This window comes from Pseudoclavibacter chungangensis (assembly GCF_013410545.1).
GTDB classification, from domain to species: Bacteria; Actinomycetota; Actinomycetes; order Actinomycetales; family Microbacteriaceae; genus Pseudoclavibacter; species Pseudoclavibacter chungangensis.
The window spans coordinates 1,814,949-1,830,111 of sequence record NZ_JACCFV010000001.1 but is presented as its reverse complement, the minus strand read 5'-3'; the positions used below and the strand labels follow the sequence as shown (position 1 = coordinate 1,830,111).

The 15,163-nt window shown below is 71.6% G+C and carries 13 protein-coding genes; 10 read left to right on the top strand and 3 right to left on the bottom strand.

The genetic code is table 11. The features are described 5' to 3' along the window. Positions 1 to 19: 19 nt before the first annotated feature. Both HNR16_RS08215 and HNR16_RS08210 read left to right on the top strand, forming a co-directional pair. Complete coding sequence (locus HNR16_RS08215; RefSeq protein WP_158039533.1) at positions 20 to 3,976, top strand: Pls/PosA family non-ribosomal peptide synthetase; 3,957 nt, start codon at positions 20 to 22, stop codon at positions 3,974 to 3,976. Beyond that, entirely contained in the window at positions 3,973 to 5,265 is a 1,293-nt protein-coding gene (locus HNR16_RS08210; protein WP_158039534.1) for a M1 family metallopeptidase, read from the top strand. The genes HNR16_RS08215 and HNR16_RS08210 overlap by 4 nt, the downstream gene beginning before the upstream one ends. Here the strand turns inward: HNR16_RS08210 and HNR16_RS08205 are convergent. From HNR16_RS08205 to pgi, 3 genes are read right to left on the bottom strand one after another with little or no spacing between them, the layout of a single operon-like run. After that, positions 5,192 to 5,974 carry a hypothetical protein gene (locus HNR16_RS08205; protein WP_158039535.1) on the bottom strand — a complete coding sequence of 261 codons (783 nt, stop codon included), beginning with the start codon at positions 5,972 to 5,974 and terminating at the stop codon, positions 5,192 to 5,194. The two genes, HNR16_RS08210 and HNR16_RS08205, sit on opposite strands and share 74 nt — an antisense overlap. Then, positions 5,971 to 6,477 carry a DUF6328 family protein gene (locus HNR16_RS08200; RefSeq protein ID WP_158039536.1) on the bottom strand — a complete coding sequence of 169 codons (507 nt, stop codon included), beginning with the start codon at positions 6,475 to 6,477 and terminating at the stop codon, positions 5,971 to 5,973. Before HNR16_RS08200 ends, HNR16_RS08205 begins: the two co-directional genes overlap by 4 nt. A 13-nt stretch (positions 6,478 to 6,490) precedes the next feature. Then, complete coding sequence (pgi, locus tag HNR16_RS08195) at positions 6,491 to 8,173, bottom strand: glucose-6-phosphate isomerase (RefSeq protein ID WP_158039537.1); 1,683 nt, start codon at positions 8,171 to 8,173, stop codon at positions 6,491 to 6,493. Positions 8,174 to 8,300: 127 nt separating this feature from the next. Between pgi and HNR16_RS08190 the strand changes: the two genes are divergently transcribed. From HNR16_RS08190 to HNR16_RS08155, 8 genes are all read left to right on the top strand, one after another. After that, the gene (locus tag HNR16_RS08190; RefSeq protein ID WP_158039538.1) at positions 8,301 to 9,005 is read left to right on the top strand and encodes an SDR family NAD(P)-dependent oxidoreductase; all 705 of its coding nucleotides are present in this window, start codon (positions 8,301 to 8,303) and stop codon (positions 9,003 to 9,005) included. A 25-nt stretch (positions 9,006 to 9,030) separates the two neighbouring features. Continuing rightward, positions 9,031 to 10,194 (top strand): MFS transporter, encoded by a 1,164-nt coding sequence (locus tag HNR16_RS08185; protein WP_179558165.1) that lies wholly within the window; start codon positions 9,031 to 9,033, stop codon positions 10,192 to 10,194. A gap of 140 nt (positions 10,195 to 10,334) precedes the next feature. After that, entirely contained in the window at positions 10,335 to 11,690 is a 1,356-nt protein-coding gene (locus tag HNR16_RS08180) for an L-lactate MFS transporter (RefSeq protein ID WP_158039539.1), read from the top strand. Next, positions 11,687 to 11,854, top strand: coding sequence for a hypothetical protein (locus HNR16_RS08175; RefSeq protein WP_179558164.1), 168 nt, complete (start codon positions 11,687 to 11,689; stop codon positions 11,852 to 11,854). The genes HNR16_RS08180 and HNR16_RS08175 overlap by 4 nt, the downstream gene beginning before the upstream one ends. 154 nt (positions 11,855 to 12,008) lie before the next feature. After that, positions 12,009 to 12,329 carry a hypothetical protein gene (locus HNR16_RS08170; protein WP_158039540.1) on the top strand — a complete coding sequence of 107 codons (321 nt, stop codon included), beginning with the start codon at positions 12,009 to 12,011 and terminating at the stop codon, positions 12,327 to 12,329. A gap of 235 nt (positions 12,330 to 12,564) precedes the next feature. Then, complete coding sequence (locus HNR16_RS08165) at positions 12,565 to 13,158, top strand: TerD family protein (RefSeq protein ID WP_158039541.1); 594 nt, start codon at positions 12,565 to 12,567, stop codon at positions 13,156 to 13,158. A 100-nt stretch (positions 13,159 to 13,258) separates the two neighbouring features. Further along, complete coding sequence (locus tag HNR16_RS08160) at positions 13,259 to 13,837, top strand: TerD family protein (protein ID WP_158039542.1); 579 nt, start codon at positions 13,259 to 13,261, stop codon at positions 13,835 to 13,837. A 40-nt stretch (positions 13,838 to 13,877) separates the two neighbouring features. Next, positions 13,878 to 15,089 (top strand): toxic anion resistance protein, encoded by a 1,212-nt coding sequence (locus HNR16_RS08155; protein ID WP_158039543.1) that lies wholly within the window; start codon positions 13,878 to 13,880, stop codon positions 15,087 to 15,089. Positions 15,090 to 15,163 lie beyond the last annotated feature (74 nt).

Genomic DNA, 15,163 nt, shown 5'->3' with positions numbered 1-15,163 from the left:
CGATACGATGCTGAATCCGATGAACGCCACCTCCCAGATCGACGTGCTCTCCCGCGGTGACCGCGCCGCGCCGCCGCGCACGATGCTCGACGTGCTCCGCGAGACGGCTCACCGCCACCCGGATGCATCGGCCCTCGACGACGGTCGGGGTGCGCTCAGCTACCGCGAACTGCTCGCGCTCGTCACCGCGACCGCGGCCCGGCTCACCGAGGCCGGCGTCCGTCGCGGCGACCGTGTCGGCGTGCGCATGACCTCCGGGACGCGCGAGCTGTACGTCACGATCCTCGCGGTCATCGCGGCGGGCGCGGCGTACGTGCCGGTCGACGCCGACGACCCCGAGGAGCGCGCGACGCTCGTGTTCGGCGAGGCGGCGGTCCGCGGGGTCGTCACCGCCGACGGGAACTTCACGCCGTGGGACGGACCCGATTCCCGCGGTGTTCCCGTGCCGCTCTTCCGCGGCAACCGGGCAACGGCGCCCGCGCTCACCTCGGCGACGCCCGTCGTCTCGCCGCCGCGCGTCGACGACGACGTCTGGATCATCTTCACCTCGGGCTCGACGGGCGTCCCCAAGGGGGTCGCCGTCTCGCACCGTTCCGCCGCCGCGTTCGTCGACGCGGAGGCCCGCATGTTCCTCGCCGACGAGCCGCTCGGTGAGGGTGACCGGGTGCTCGCGGGACTCTCGGTCGCATTCGACGCGTCGTGCGAGGAGATGTGGCTCGCGTGGCGCAACGGTGCGTGCCTCGTTCCGGCGCCGCGTGCGCTCGTGCGCAGCGGCATGGACCTCGGCCCCTGGCTGACGTCGCGCGGCATCACCGTCGTGTCGACCGTGCCCACGCTCGCCGCGCTGTGGCCCGCCGAATCGCTCGAGAACGTCCGACTGCTCATCTTCGGCGGCGAGGCGTGCCCGCCCGAACTCGCGGAACGGCTCGCGGTCGACGGTCGCGAGGTCTGGAACACGTACGGTCCGACCGAGGCGACGGTCGTGGCGTGCGCGGCGAAGATGGACGGCTCGACGCCGGTCCGGATCGGGCTCCCCCTCGACGGGTGGGATCTCGCGGTCGTCGACGCCGACGGGAACCGCGTCGCGGAGGGCGAGGTCGGGGAACTCATCATCGGTGGCGTCGGCCTGGCACGCTACCTCGACCCCGCGAAGGACGCCGAGAAGTACGCGCCGATGCCCTCGCTCGAGTGGGCGCGCGCCTACCGATCGGGTGACCTCGTGCGGTACGAGGCGGCGGGGCTCGTGTTCCAGGGCCGCGCCGACGACCAGGTGAAGGTCGGCGGCCGCCGCATCGAACTGGGCGAGATCGAGTCGACCCTGCAGGCGCTCCCCGACGTGCGCGGCGCCGCCGCCGCGGTGCGGACGACCGCCGCGGGCAATCAGGTGCTCGTCGGTTATCTCGCGGCGACACCCGAGTTCGACCTCCCGGCCGCCGTCGCGCGTCTGCGCGAGGAGCTGCCCGCCGCGCTCGTGCCGATGCTCGCGCTCGTGGACGAGCTCCCGACGCGCGTGTCGGGCAAGGTCGACAAGAACGCGCTGCCGTGGCCGCTGCCCTCGGGGGACGGTGACGACGCCGCGGCGGATCTCGATCCCGAACTGCGCGAGCTCGCTGCCCTGTGGCAGGACGTGCTCGGCGTGCCCGTCGGCGACCCCTCGGCGAACTTCTTCGATCTCGGTGGAGGATCGCTCTCCGCCGCCCAGCTCGTCGCGCGCATCCGCGAACGCGACCCCGAGTTCACGGTCGCCGACATCTACGCGCACCCGCGACTCGGTGCCATGGCGGACGCCCTCGACGCGCGGGACGCCGAGGAACCGAGCACGCGCAGCGCCCACGTCATCGCCCCCACGCCGCGCCGGATGCAGTTCTGGCAGACGCTCCTCGGCGCACCGCTGTTCGTCCTGAGCGGGGTGCGCTGGCTCCTCGCCGCGCTCGCCGCGAACCAGCTGCTCCACTGGATCGGCGGCTTCTCGTTCCTGCCCGTCATCGACCTGTGGCTGCTCGTCGTGGGCATCGTCGTGTTCGCGACCCCCTTCGGACGCATGGGCATCTCGGTCCTCGCGGCACGCACGCTCCTCGCCGGGTTGCGTCCTGGTGACTACCCGCGTGGTGGCAGCGTGCACCTCCGGCTGTGGCTCGCCGAGCAGGCGGCGCACCTCGTCGGCGCGGTGAGCCTCGCCGGCGCGCCCTGGATCATCTACTACGCCCGCGCGCTCGGCGCCAAGATCGCGCCCGACGTCGATCTGCACACGCTCCCGCCCGTGACCGGCATGCTCAGCATCGGCCGTGGCGCGTCCGTCGAGCCCGAGGTCGATCTGTCCGGCTACTGGATCGACGGTGACCTCGTGCGCGTCGGCGCGGTGCGCATCGGGGCCCACGCCTCGGTCGGCGCGCGCAGCACGCTCCTGCCGGGCACCCGGATCGGCAAGCACGCCGAGATCGCGCCCGGATCCGCCGTGTTCGGCAAGGTCCGCTCCGGCACGTACTGGGCGGGGTCACCCGCGCAACGCGAGGGGAAGGCGAAGGCGTGGTGGCCCGAACGGCGCCCGCCGCGTGCGAGCCGATGGGTCGTCGCGTTCGGCGCGTCGTCGTTCGCGCTCTCGCTGCTTCCCGTCATCGCGCTCGCGGCGGGCGGCGCCGTCGTCGCGCTCGCCATGCACGGCTCGGCCGATCTCGTCGAGGCCGCGTGGCGTTCGTTCGCGGCGCTCGTGCCCGCGACGCTCGTCGTCGGGATCGTGTTCGCGGGCGCCGTCGTCCTCCTCGTCCGGCTGCTCTCGATCGGCGTCCGCGAGGGCCAGTACCCCGTGCGTTCGCGCGTCGGCTGGCAGGTGTGGACGACGGAACGATTGCTCGACCTCGCGCGCACGTTCCTCTTCCCGCTGTACTCGAGCCTCTTCACCCCCGTGTGGCTCCGCATGCTGGGCGCCCGTGTCGGCGTCGGCGTCGAGGCGTCCACCGTCCTGCTCCTGCCGTGCATGACCACGATCCGCGACGGCGCGTTCCTCGCGGACGACACGATGGTCGCCTCCTACGAACTCGGTGGCGGCTGGATCCGCGTCGGTCACGTCGAGATCGGCAAGCGGGCGTTCCTCGGCAACTCCGGTATGGCCGCACCGGGGCACAAAGTGCGCAAGGACTCGCTCGTCGCCGTCCTGTCCGTCGCGCCGCGCAAGTCGAAGGCGGGCTCGAGCTGGCTCGGCTCGCCGCCCGTCCGCCTCCGCCGCACGGCGAACGAGACCGACGACTCGCGCACGTTCAACCCACCCGCCCACCTGCGCGTCGCACGCATCCTCTGGGAGCTGTGCCGCGTCGTGCCCGTGTTCGTCACCGTCGGGATCGGCCTCGGCGTCGTGATCGCGCTCGTTGCGTTGACGGCCGCATTCGGTCCGCTCGTCGCCGTCCTCCTGAGTGGGCTCGTCCTGCTCGCGGCCGGGGCCGTCGCGGCGGCCGTGAGCACGATCGCGAAGTGGCTGCTCGTCGGCCGCATCCGCGCGGGGGAGCACCCCCTGTGGTCGTCGTTCGTGTGGCGCACCGAGGTGAGCGACACGTTCGTCGAGATGGTCGCCGCGCCCTGGTTCGCGCAGGCCGCGGCCGGCACGCCCGCGCTCGTCGTGTGGCTGCGGACGCTCGGCGTGCGCATCGGTCGCGGTGTGTGGTGCGAGACGTACTGGCTGCCGGAGCCAGATCTCGCCTCGCTCGCCGACGGCGCGACCGTGAACCGCGGGTGTGTCGTGCAGACGCACCTGTTCCATGATCGAATCATGAGCATGGACACCGTGACGCTCGACCGCGGTGCGACCCTCGGGCCGCACAGTGTCATCCTGCCCGCGGCGCGCATCGGGGGCGACGCGACCGTCGGGCCGGCATCCCTCGTGATGCGCGGCGAGGTCGTGCCGGCCGGGAGCCGGTGGAGCGGGAACCCGATCGGCCCGTGGCGCGAGCTCACGCTCGGCGAATACCACGCGACGGCCCGATGACGGACCCGTACCTCCGCACGAACGGTGACGACGGCTACGGCGTCGACCGCTACGAGCTCGACCTGCGCTACAAGGTCGCGAACAATCGTCTCGAGGGCACGGCGACCATCCAGGCGACCGCGTTCGCGACGCTCCCCGTCATCACCCTCGACCTCTCGAACCTCCGCGTCGGACGTGTCCTCGTCGACGGTCAGAAGATCGGCCGCGCGACGCACACGGGCCACAAGCTGAAACTGAAGCCGCGTCGTCCGATCCCCGCAGGGAACGCGTTCACCGTGACGATCGACTACGCGGGCGCACCGGGACCGCGTCGGAGCCGCTGGGGGCAGCTCGGCTGGGAAGAGCTCACCGACGGGGTGCTCGTCGCCTCGCAGCCCTCCGGTGCGTCGACCTGGTTCCCCTGCAACGATCGCGTCGACGACAAGGCGCAGTACGACATCCGCTTCCGGACCGATCACGCCTACACGGTCGTCTGCAACGGCGAGCTCGTCGACAAGCGCACCGCCTCCGGCACGACCCAGTGGCGCTACGTGCAGCGCGAGCCGACGTCCACCTACCTCGCGACGGTGGAGATCGGCCGCTACGAGATCGAGCGGATCGACCTCGCCGGCGTGCGCGGCTCGCTCGTGCACCCGCGGGCCCTCCGCGGTCGCGTTCGTGCGGACTTCGGGAAGCTCGGGCGCATGATGGCGTTCTTCAGCGAGTGCTTCGGGCCCTACCCCTTCCCGAGCTACACGGTCGTCGTGACGGAGGACGAGCTCGAGATCCCGCTCGAATCGCAGGGCGGCGCCACCTTCGGGTCGAATCACGCGGACGGCAAGGGCGGCTCGGAGCGGCTCGTCGCCCACGAGCTCGCGCACCAGTGGTTCGGTAACAGCGTGGGCCTCGCTCGGTGGAGCGACATCTGGCTCAACGAGGGCTTCGCGTGCTACAGCGAGTGGCTCTGGTCGGAGCATCGTGGCGGCCCCTCGGCGGCCTCGCTCGCCCGCACGCACCACGCGATCCTCGCGCGCACGACACAACCGGCGCCGCTCATCGACCCCGGGGCCGCCCGGATGTTCGACGACTGGGTCTACAAGCGCGGCGCCCTCACGCTGCACGCGCTGCGTCGTCGGATAGGCGATGAGCGGTTCTTCGAGCTCCTGCGTACCTGGACGGCGCAGCGCTCGCACGGGACCGCGACGACCTCGGAGTTCCGGGTGCTCGCGGCCGCGTTCAGCGTGCGCCCCCTCGACGACCTGTTCGACGCGTGGCTCGGCGCGGTGGAGCTTCCCACGCTACCGAGGTGACGACGCCCGGGACGGTCGCGATGTCGGCGAGCGCGTAGCGGATCCCGTCGAGGGTGCCCGTCGTGCGCCCGATCCGCGCACGGGCCGGGTCCGCGTCGAATCCGCGGCCGTCCGCCTTGAGGACGGCCTCGAGGCGCGTCCAGCCGCGCACGTCGCGCGCGAAATCCCGCGGGATCGTCGCGCCCGCGCGTTCCGCGTCGATCCCCACGCGGCCGGCGCCGACGGCGACGACGACGAGCGACCCGGCGTGCGCGATGCTCACGCCGAGCCCGGTCACGCCCGGGTCGCTCGCGTCGAGCGGCGGCACGTCGAGCCGGGCCACGTCGAGCCGGGTCACGTCGAGCCCGGTCGCGCCGGGCGCCGTCGCTCCGGGCCCGGGCGGGCAGAGCTCTGCGACGACGGGCCGGCCGTGCTCCTCACCGCACGTCGCGCACGCGGCACGGATGGGACGGTCGACGCCCGTCCGCGCGACGATGATCTCGTGCACGAGCAGCCGGCCGAGCAGGAAGCCGTCGGAGCCCGTGCGGCGATAGCGCTCGGCCTCGCTCGGGGTCGCGGCCTCGAGCGCGCGCACCCGGTCGGCGGCCGAGAGCGGCAGCGTCGCGAAGCGGACGTCCGGGACGCGCCGTGCGCCGCGACGGTCGCCCGCGACCGCGAAGCGGTGCCGCGTCCGCGCCCGCGCATCTCGCGCGCCGGCCCCCGACGTCACGGCGTCATGCGGCGCTGCGCCGAGCGGACGACGCGCGGGCCGACGATCCACAGGGCGAGCACGATCGCCGTGACGACGCCGGCCGCCAGCATGCCGAGTTGCGGGCTCGCCACGATGTCGAACACGAACTGGACGATGCCGATCACGAGCACGGACGTCGCGACGAGACATGCGACGAGGATCCTCCCCGAGACGCGAACGAGGGCCGGTTTCACGCGCGTGCCGAACAGCAACCGGTGCATCATCACGGGCGCGAGCGCGAGCACGCTCACGGTGACCGCGAGCACGAGCAGCACGAGGTAGAGCACATGGTCGAACGTGCCGATCTGCGGGAACCGCGCCTGGAACGGCAGGGTGAGCAGGAACCCCGTGAGAATCTGGGTGCCCGTCTGCAGCACCCGCAACTCCTGCATGAGGTCGCTCCAATTGCGGTCGGAGCGCTCGTTCGGCGACTCGTCGCGACCGTCGTCGCCGTCGTCGAGCGGGTCCGGCTCGCTCGCCATGTGCCCTCCCCGCTCAGTGCGTGCGGTGTTCCCGGTAGTAGGCGAGCAGCGCCTTCGTGGACGCGTCCTGCGCGGCGACGGCCTCCTCGTCGCCCTCGATCGCCGGGGCGATCTGGAGCGCGAGCTGCTTGCCGAGCTCCACGCCCCACTGGTCGAAGGAGTTGATGCCCCACACGACGCCCTGCGTGAACGTGATGTGCTCGTACAGCGCGATGAGCTCGCCGAGCGCGCGCGGCGTGAGGGCCGGGGCGAAGATCGAGGTCGTCGGGCGGTTGCCGGGGAAGGTACGCGCCGCGACGAGCGGGCCCGTCGTGCCCTCCGCCTCGACCTCCTCCGCGGTCTTGCCGAACGCGAGGGCCTTCGTCTGGGCGAGGAAGTTCGCGAGCAGGAGTCCGTGCACGTCGCGGCCGTCGTCCGTGAGGGGGTACGCGGGGTTCACGAACGCGATGAAGTCGGCCGGGATGAGCCGCGTGCCCTGGTGGATGAGCTGGTAGAACGCGTGCTGACCGTTCGTCCCCGGCTCGCCCCAGAACACCTCGCCCGTCGTCGTCGTCACGGGCGAGCCGTCCCAGCGCACCGACTTGCCGTTCGACTCCATCGTGAGCTGCTGCAGGTACGCGGCGAAGCGGTGCAGCTGCTGGGCGTAGGGGAGCACGGCGTGCGACTGCGCACCGAGGAAGTTCGAGTACCAGACGTTCAGCAGCCCCATGAGGACGGGGACGTTGCGGTCGAGGGGCGTCGTGCGCACGTGCTCGTCGACGGCGTGGAAGCCCGCGAGGAGGTCCGCGAACGCGTCCGGCCCGAGCGTGATGTCGAGCGACAGGCCGATCGCCGAGTCGACCGAGTAGCGGCCACCGACCCAGTCCCAGAACCCGAACGCGTTGTCGGTGTCGATCCCGAACGCCCCGACCTTGTCGAGCGCCGTGGAGACGGCCGCGAAGTGGTGCGCGACCGCGTTCGTGCGCGACGCGTCGTCGTCACCGATCGCGCCCGCGGCCTCGAGTCCCGCCCACAGCCAGTCGCGCGCGAGCCGCGCGTTCGTGAGGGTCTCGAGCGTCGTGAACGTCTTCGACGCGACGATGACGAGCGTCGTCTCGGGGTCGAGGTCGGCGGTCTTCTGCGCGATGTCGGTCGGGTCGATGTTCGACACGAACCGGGCCTCGATGCCCGCATCGGCATAGGGCGCGAGGGCCTCCGAGACCATGACGGGGCCGAGGTCGGAGCCGCCGATGCCGATGTTCACGACGTGGGTCACGCGCTTGCCCGTGACGCCCGTCCACTCGCCCGAGCGCACGCGGTTCGCGAACGCGGCCATGTTGTCGAGGACCTCGTGCACGTCGTGGTCGATGTGCTGCCCGTCGACGACGAGCTCGGGCTCGGCACCCTTCGGGCGGCGCAGGGCGGTGTGCAGCACCGCGCGGTCCTCGGTCGTGTTGATGTGCTCGCCCGCGAGCATCGCCGCGTAGTGCTCCGCGACGCCGGTCTGCTCCGCGAGGCGGACGAGCGCGGCGAACACCTCGTCGGTCACGAGGTTCTTCGACAGATCGACGCGCAGCTCCGCGAGATCGAAGGTGAGGCGCTCCGCGCGCTCCGCATCGGTGGCGAACCACGCGCGCAGATCCGGGGTGAAGGCGTCGCGGAGGGCGGACAGTTCGGCCCAGGCGGGAGTGGACGTGGCGTCGACCGGTGTGCTCATGGCTTCACGTTAGCGCTCCGGGGTGACGACGAGGAGGGATCCGGGGGACGATCCTGTGGCCGGGGGTGGGAACGTCATGTGACACCGCTCCACCGGCGCACACCCCTCGCGACGATACGATCGCGGCATGTCCAGACCTCTCGCCCTCGTGACCGGCGCGAGCCGCGGCATCGGACGCGCGATCGCCGATGCGCTCGCCCGCACCGGCTACGACCTCGTGCTCGTCGCGACCGACGCCGCCGCGCTCGAATGCGTCGCCACCGAACTCGCACCGACGGGCGCGACCGTGCGCGTCCTCCCACTCGATCTCACGGATCCCGATGCCGCCGAGCGCGGCGTGGCCGCGCTCGGCATCGAACGGCTCGATCTGCTCGTCAACAACGCCGCCGTCATCCACGACGGCGTCCTCGCCGGCACGAGCTCGGCGGACTTCACGCAGGCGTTCGCGGTCAACGTCACGTCCCCGGCCGCGTTGGTGCGCGCGCTCACGCCCGCGCTCCGGGTTGCGCACGGCACGGTCGTCATGATCAATTCGGGCGCCGGCCGACACCCCTTCGCCGACAAGCCGGTGTACGTCGCGTCGAAGTTCGCGCTCCAGGGCCTCACCGACTCGCTTCGCCTCGACCTCGGTCCGCAGGGCATCCGTGTCGTGACCGTCGCGCCGGGCCCCACCGACACGCGGGACTCGGCGCCCGACGACGTCCGCCGGGCGAAGCTCGCCCCCGCCGACGTCGCGAGCACGGTCCTCCACGTCGTCGCGCACCCGGGGGATCTCGAGTACGTCTCCGTCCGGCCGCCCGTGCGGCGGACGGACCCGGCGACCGCGTCGTGACGCGCGGGCCCGTCGCGCCCTGCTCGTGAGCGTCGCGGGGTACCTCGCGATGGCCGCGCCGTTGCGGCTCTCGAGCGGCGGCGCCGCCGTCGCGCTGCCGCTCCTCGCGATCGAGGCGACGGGCGACGTCGCGGTCGGCGGGTCACTCGCGGCGGCGAGCCTCGCCCCGAGCATCGTCGCGGCACCCGTCGTGGGGGCCGTGATCGACCGGACCCCGCGCCCGGCCCCGTTCGTCGCGGTCGCGGGCGGGCTCACGGCACTCGCGTTCGCCGCGGCCTCCCTCACGGGCCCGATCCCGCTCCCGCTCGTCTTCCTGCTCGTGCTCTGCGCGGGCGCCGCGTCACCGTTCTACATGGGCGGCCTGTCGAGCGTCGCGAGCCTCGTCGTGACGAGCGAGAAGCGCACCTTCGGGGTCGATGCGCTCGCGTACAACATCGGCTCGGTCGTCGGCCCCGCGGTCGTGGCCGCGGCGACCGCCTTCGGATCGGCCCGCATCGCGCTCGTCGTCATGTCGGGCTGTGCCCTCGCGGGGGTCGTCGCAACGCTCGTGATCGGGTTGCCGCGCAAGCCCGCGGAGGCCGGATCGATGCTGCACGCGATCGCGATCGGCGCGCGACACCTCGTTCGTCATCGACCGATCGCGCTCGTCACGATCTCGGGCGCCGTGAGCCAGCTCGGCGCGGGCGGGCTCGCGATCGCGAGCGTCGCCCTCGCGATCGAGCGCACGGGGTCGCCCGACGGGGGAGCGGTCGTCGTGACCGCGTTCGCGGTCGGCGCGCTGCTCGGCACGATCGCGATCTCCGTCCGACCCGTCCGCATCCCACCCGCTCGCGACATGCGGCTCGGATTCGCCGCGACGGGGCTCGCGACGATGATCGCCGCGCTCGCCCTGGGGCCCGGACTCGTGTGGACGACCGTCCTCGTCGGACTGTCCGGCCTGTTCACCTCGTCGAGCACCGCCTCGATGCTGCTCCTGCGGATGCAGCAGAGCCCGGCCGCGGTGCGCTCGCAGGTGTTCACGATCGGGGCGGGCCTGCGCTCGTCCGCGAACGCGCTCGGCGCGGGGCTCGCGGGCGCCGCGAACGGCCTCGGCGGACAGACGCTGCTCGTCGCCATCGGCGTCGTGTGGCTCGCATCGGCCGCGCTCATGCTCGGCTACCCGCGCGACGCACCCCGGCTCGACGGCTGACGGCCGCTGCCGGTGCCCGCGCCGACCCGGCCGCCGCGACGGGGGACGTGAGCGACCGTCGGCGATTCGATCCGACGCGACATGTCTGTCACGATGGACGAGGACCGAACGACAGCAGCGCCGCTGACCGGAAGGACACCATGCTCGAACGCCTCACGCGGGAGGCCATCGTCGCCCCCGTGCACTTCAACCGCTGGCTCATCCCGCCCGCCGCCCTCGCGATCCACCTCTGCATCGGCCAGGTCTACGCGTTCAGCGTCTTCAAGGCGCCGTTCATGGGGCGATTCGAGGCGGGCGAGGTCTCGATCGGTTGGATCTTCTCGATCGCGATCCTCATGCTCGGCTGCTCGTCCGCGGTCTTCGGGACGTGGGTGGAGCGCGCCGGGCCGCGCGCGTCGATGCTCGCGGCCGGCGGTTGCTGGGTGCTCGGGTTCGCCGTGTCCGCGCTCGGCATCGCGAGCGGACAGTTGTGGCTCGTCTACGCCGGCTACGGCGTCATCGGTGGCATCGGGCTCGGTATCGGCTACATCTCACCGGTCTCGACGCTCATGAAGTGGTTCCCCGATCGACCCGGACTCGCGACCGGTCTCGCGATCATGGGCTTCGGCGGCGGTGCGCTCATCGCGAGTCCCATGTCGAACGCACTCATGAGCTTCTACGGTGGCGGAACGGAACCGGCGCAGCTCATCGCGGGGCTCACCCCGACGTTCCTGACGCTCGGTGCCGTCTACGCGATCGTGATCGCGGCCGGCGCGTTCGTCATCCGCGTACCGAATCCGCAGTGGCGTCCGACGGGGTGGGACCCGGGCCGCGCGACGTCGAAGCCGTTGCAGACGACCCACGACGTATCGGCGCGCAACGCGATCCGCACGCCGCAGTTCTGGCTCCTGTGGGTCGTGCTGTTCCTCAACGTGACGGCCGGGATCGGAATCCTCGAGAACGCGTCGCCCATGATCCAGGACTCCTTCGGGGTCACCGCCGCAGCGGCCGCGGGCTATGTCGGGCTCCTCTCGCTCGCGAACATGGCCGGTCGCTTCGTCTGGTCGACGGTGTCCGACTGGATCGGACGCAAGAACGTGTACGTGCTCTACCTCGGCGGTGGGCTCGCGATGTACCTGCTCGTCGGGTTCCTCGGCGGCGGCTCGCTCGTCGTGTTCGTGCTCGCCACGCTCGTCATCCTGTCGTTCTACGGCGGGGGATTCGCCACGATCCCCGCGTACCTGAAGGACCTGTTCGGTGTCTTCCAGGTGGGCGCGATCCACGGCCGATTGCTCACGGCCTGGTCGGCGGCGGGCGTCGTCGGGCCGCTCGTCGTGAACACGATCGTCGAATCGGGCCAGGCGGCGGGACGGACCGGGCCCGAGCTGTACGCACCGAGCCTGTTCATCATGGCGGGCGCGCTCGCGATCGGGTTCGTCGCGAACCTGCTCGTCCGGCCCGTGGACGAGCGGTTCGTCGAGCCGCGCGGAATCGAGAACGAGGGGGCACGGGTATGAGCGAGCACACGGACGACCCGGCGGACGGCCGCGCGCCGCGCGTCAACGGCACGACGATTCCCTACCGCGTCGTCGGGACGGCGCTCACGCTCGTCGTCGTGGGCGGGCTCGGCTACGGACTCGTGCAGACCGCGATCCGCGCGTCCGCGATCTTCACCGGTTGACGTCGCGGGCCGCGCACCGCGGGCCGTGCAGCAGCGGCCGAGCATGAACTGTCGAGCACCCGCCGAGCGTCACGGGCCGCGCTCGTCGTGCGCGTCGAGCGAACGAGGGGGCGGACCGGAGGCCGCCCGAAGGGTCGCGGGCTACCGTGCGGGCATGTCCGAATCGACCAGGATGCGCGATCAGCCGGCGCTCACGACGTCGCCCGGCACGAGCTGGATCGTCGTGGCGGCCGTGACGTTCGCGCTGTGCGGCGCGGTGTTCGTGCTCCTCATTCCCGAGGCGCCCGTGTTCGGGTGGGTCGCGATCGGCGTGCTCGCGACGCTCCTCGTGGCGATGCTCGTCGTCCGGTACGCCGTCCGGCCCGGCCCGCGTCGCCTCGTCCCGCTCGCGGTGCTGTACTGCAGCATGGTCGGATTCGCGCTCATCGCGGTCCTCGCCGTCGGTGCCGGGGCGATCGCCGGGTCGGGGACGTGAGGGCGCCGCGGGCCGCGACGAGTATCATCCCCGAGGATGAGTCGTCGGGGCCCCGAGGACGCTCATCGATCCCCGTACCACCGACCGTGGACGGATTCCTCGCGCGGACGCGCGACGATCCCAGCGATCGGCGACCCGGATCCCGTAGCGTTGCCCACGAAACACGTGGCGGCGAGCCCCGATCGATAGGATCGGCATCGTCGCCGCACCGGTCCGACCGACGAGGAGTCACCGAATGGGTCTGAGCTTGGAGAAGGGGCAGTCCCTCTCGCTCACGAAGCAGGACGGCGGAGCGCTCACCCGGATCCGACTCGGGCTGGGATGGGACAGTGCCCTGCCGGAGAAGCGCGGCCTGTTCGGGCGACGCAAGGCCCCCGCCGAGATCGACCTCGATGCGTCGGCCATCTTCTTCGACGCGGCGGGCACGGCGGTCGACACCGTCTGGTTCAACAAGCTCGCGAGCGGTGACGGGTCGACGAGGCACACGGGCGACAACCTCACGGGCGAGGGCGACGGCGACGACGAGACGATCGTCGTCGACCTCACGCGCGTCGCCCCCGAGGTCGCCCAGATCGTGTTCGTCATCACGAGCTACAGCCGGCAGACCTTCGACGCCGTCGAGAACGCGTTCAGTCGGGTCGTTGACGACGCGACGCCCGGAACGCCCGAGGTCGCGCGCTATCAGCTCACGGACTCGGGACCCCAGACCGCGATGATCATGTCGAAGGTGTCGCGCCAGGGGACCGGGTGGACGTTCACCGCGATCGGTCGGCGTGCCGACGGTCGCACCGTGAAGGATCTGATCGGCCCCGCGGCCGAGGTCCTCTGAGCGTTGACCCGGGGGCACCGCACCCCGGAAGATCGTCACCGTCCCTTCCCCCAATCCGGTCGCAACCGCGTCCGAACCCACAAAAGGAGCACTGAATCGCATGGCTGGTCTCTCGCTCGCCAAGGGCAACAACCTCTCTCTCACCAAGGCCGCGCCCGGCCTCACCCAGGCGACCGTCGGTCTCGGCTGGGACCCGCGCACCACGAGCGGGGAGCAGTTCGACCTCGACGCCTCGGCGCTGCTCATCGGTGCCGACGGCAAGGTCCGCTCGTCGGCGGACTTCATCTTCTACAACCAGCTCTCGGCGTCCGACGGCTCCGTCGTGCACCAGGGTGACAACCGCTCCGGCGAGGGGGACGGCGACGACGAGCAGATCGTCATCAACCTCGCGCAGGTCTCGCCCGACGTGCAGCGCATCGTGATCGTCGTCTCGATCGACCAGGCCGACGCGCGTCGCCAGAACTTCGGTCAGGTCCGCGGCGCCTACTGCCGCATCGTCGACCAGGACGGCAACGAGGTCGTGCGCTACGACCTGAGCGAGGACGCCGCACCCGAGACGGCCATGATCTTCTCCGAGGTCTACCGCAACGGTGCCGAGTGGAAGTTCAAGGCCGTCGGTCAGGGCTGGACCACCGGCCTCGCCGGCATCGCGACCGACTTCGGCGTCCAGCTCGGCTGACGCCCCACCGGATGAACCCGAGAATCACCGAGGAGTTCGCATGAGCAGCCCACTGACGCCACCGGACGCGGGCGAGGTCGCCGAGGCCTCGCTCGTGCTCCACGCACCCGACGCACCGGAGATCGTGCAGGCCGAGCAGGCACCGGGCATGGTCCCCGTGCCCGCCGACCGGCAGGCCGAGATCCAGCAGCAGGCGCGCGCGTTCGTGGCGGAGGTGGCGACCCTCGACCCGAGGGCGCCCGAGTTCACGCAGAAGCTCGGCGGTATCTCCGAGATCGGCGGCGCCGAGATGGTGCGATCGGGGAACTTCTCCTCGCGCATGCTCGAGCGCTCGTCGACCTCGGTCGCCGGTGCCAAGCGTGGCGGCGACAGTGCGCAGATCCGTGTGGCCACGACCCTCGGCGACCTGCGTTCGACGGTCGAGGACCTCACGCCCAACCAGGCCGACCTCGGCCTGGGGCGCAAGATTCTCGGGTTCATCCCCGGCGGCAACAAGCTCGCCAAGTACTTCCAGCGCTACGAATCGGCGCAGACCCAGCTCGACAAGATCATCAAGTCGCTCATGGCCGGGCAGGACGAACTCCTCAAGGACAACGCCTCGCTCGCGGGCGAGAAGGTCCAGCTGTGGGAGAACATGCAGGCCCTCAGCGAGTACGCGGTATTCGCCAAGGCCCTCGACGCGGCCTGCGTCGAGAAGATCGACCAGACGCGGGCGGCGGGCCAGATCGAGCAGGCGCAGGCGCTCGAGGCCGACGTGCTCTTCCCCGTGCGGCAGCGGCACCAGGACATCCTCACGCAGCTCGCCGTGTCGGTCCAGGGCTACCTCGCGATGGACCTCATCCGCAAGAACAACCTCGAGCTCATCAAGGGCGTCGACCGCGCCCGGACGACGACGATCGCCGCCCTGCGCACGGCCGTCATCGTCGCGCAGGCGCTCGCGAACCAGAAGATGGTGCTCGACCAGATCGACGCCATCAACACGACGACGAACAACATGATCCTGCAGACGAGCGAGATGCTGCGCGACCAGACGACGCGCATCCACGAGCAGGCGACGAACTCCGGGGTGAGCGTCGAGACGCTGCAGCGGGCCTTCGACAACGTGTTCGCGACGATGGACGCGATCGACACGTTCCGCGCGACGGCCGCGCGGAACATGGAGGGCACCGTGAACGCCCTCGAGTCGGGGCTCGAGCGCGCGCGCCCGTACCTCGAGCGCAGCCGCGAGGCGGAGCAGCGCGAACAGGCCTGATCCACGGCGGCGGATGCGCCGCGCACGGGACAGCAGGAGGAAGGGACGGTCGTCGGTGGCCGTCCACGGGAACG

Excerpts from the sequence above, each read along its gene's own strand:
- HNR16_RS08190 (WP_158039538.1), top strand. The coding sequence starts at position 8,301 with ATGTCCAGACCTCTCGCCCTCGTGACCGGCGCGAGCCGCGGCATCGGA.
- HNR16_RS08210 (WP_158039534.1), top strand. The coding sequence starts at position 3,973 with ATGACGGACCCGTACCTCCGCACGAACGGTGACGACGGCTACGGCGTC.
- HNR16_RS08160 (WP_158039542.1), top strand. The coding sequence starts at position 13,259 with ATGGCTGGTCTCTCGCTCGCCAAGGGCAACAACCTCTCTCTCACCAAG.
- pgi (WP_158039537.1), bottom strand. The coding sequence starts at position 8,173 with ATGAGCACACCGGTCGACGCCACGTCCACTCCCGCCTGGGCCGAACTG.
- HNR16_RS08200 (WP_158039536.1), bottom strand. The coding sequence starts at position 6,477 with ATGGCGAGCGAGCCGGACCCGCTCGACGACGGCGACGACGGTCGCGAC.
- HNR16_RS08155 (WP_158039543.1), top strand. The coding sequence starts at position 13,878 with ATGAGCAGCCCACTGACGCCACCGGACGCGGGCGAGGTCGCCGAGGCC.
- HNR16_RS08175 (WP_179558164.1), top strand. The coding sequence starts at position 11,687 with ATGAGCGAGCACACGGACGACCCGGCGGACGGCCGCGCGCCGCGCGTC.
- HNR16_RS08180 (WP_158039539.1), top strand. The coding sequence starts at position 10,335 with ATGCTCGAACGCCTCACGCGGGAGGCCATCGTCGCCCCCGTGCACTTC.
- HNR16_RS08165 (WP_158039541.1), top strand. The coding sequence starts at position 12,565 with ATGGGTCTGAGCTTGGAGAAGGGGCAGTCCCTCTCGCTCACGAAGCAG.
- HNR16_RS08170 (WP_158039540.1), top strand. The coding sequence starts at position 12,009 with ATGTCCGAATCGACCAGGATGCGCGATCAGCCGGCGCTCACGACGTCG.
- HNR16_RS08215 (WP_158039533.1), top strand. The coding sequence starts at position 20 with ATGAACGCCACCTCCCAGATCGACGTGCTCTCCCGCGGTGACCGCGCC.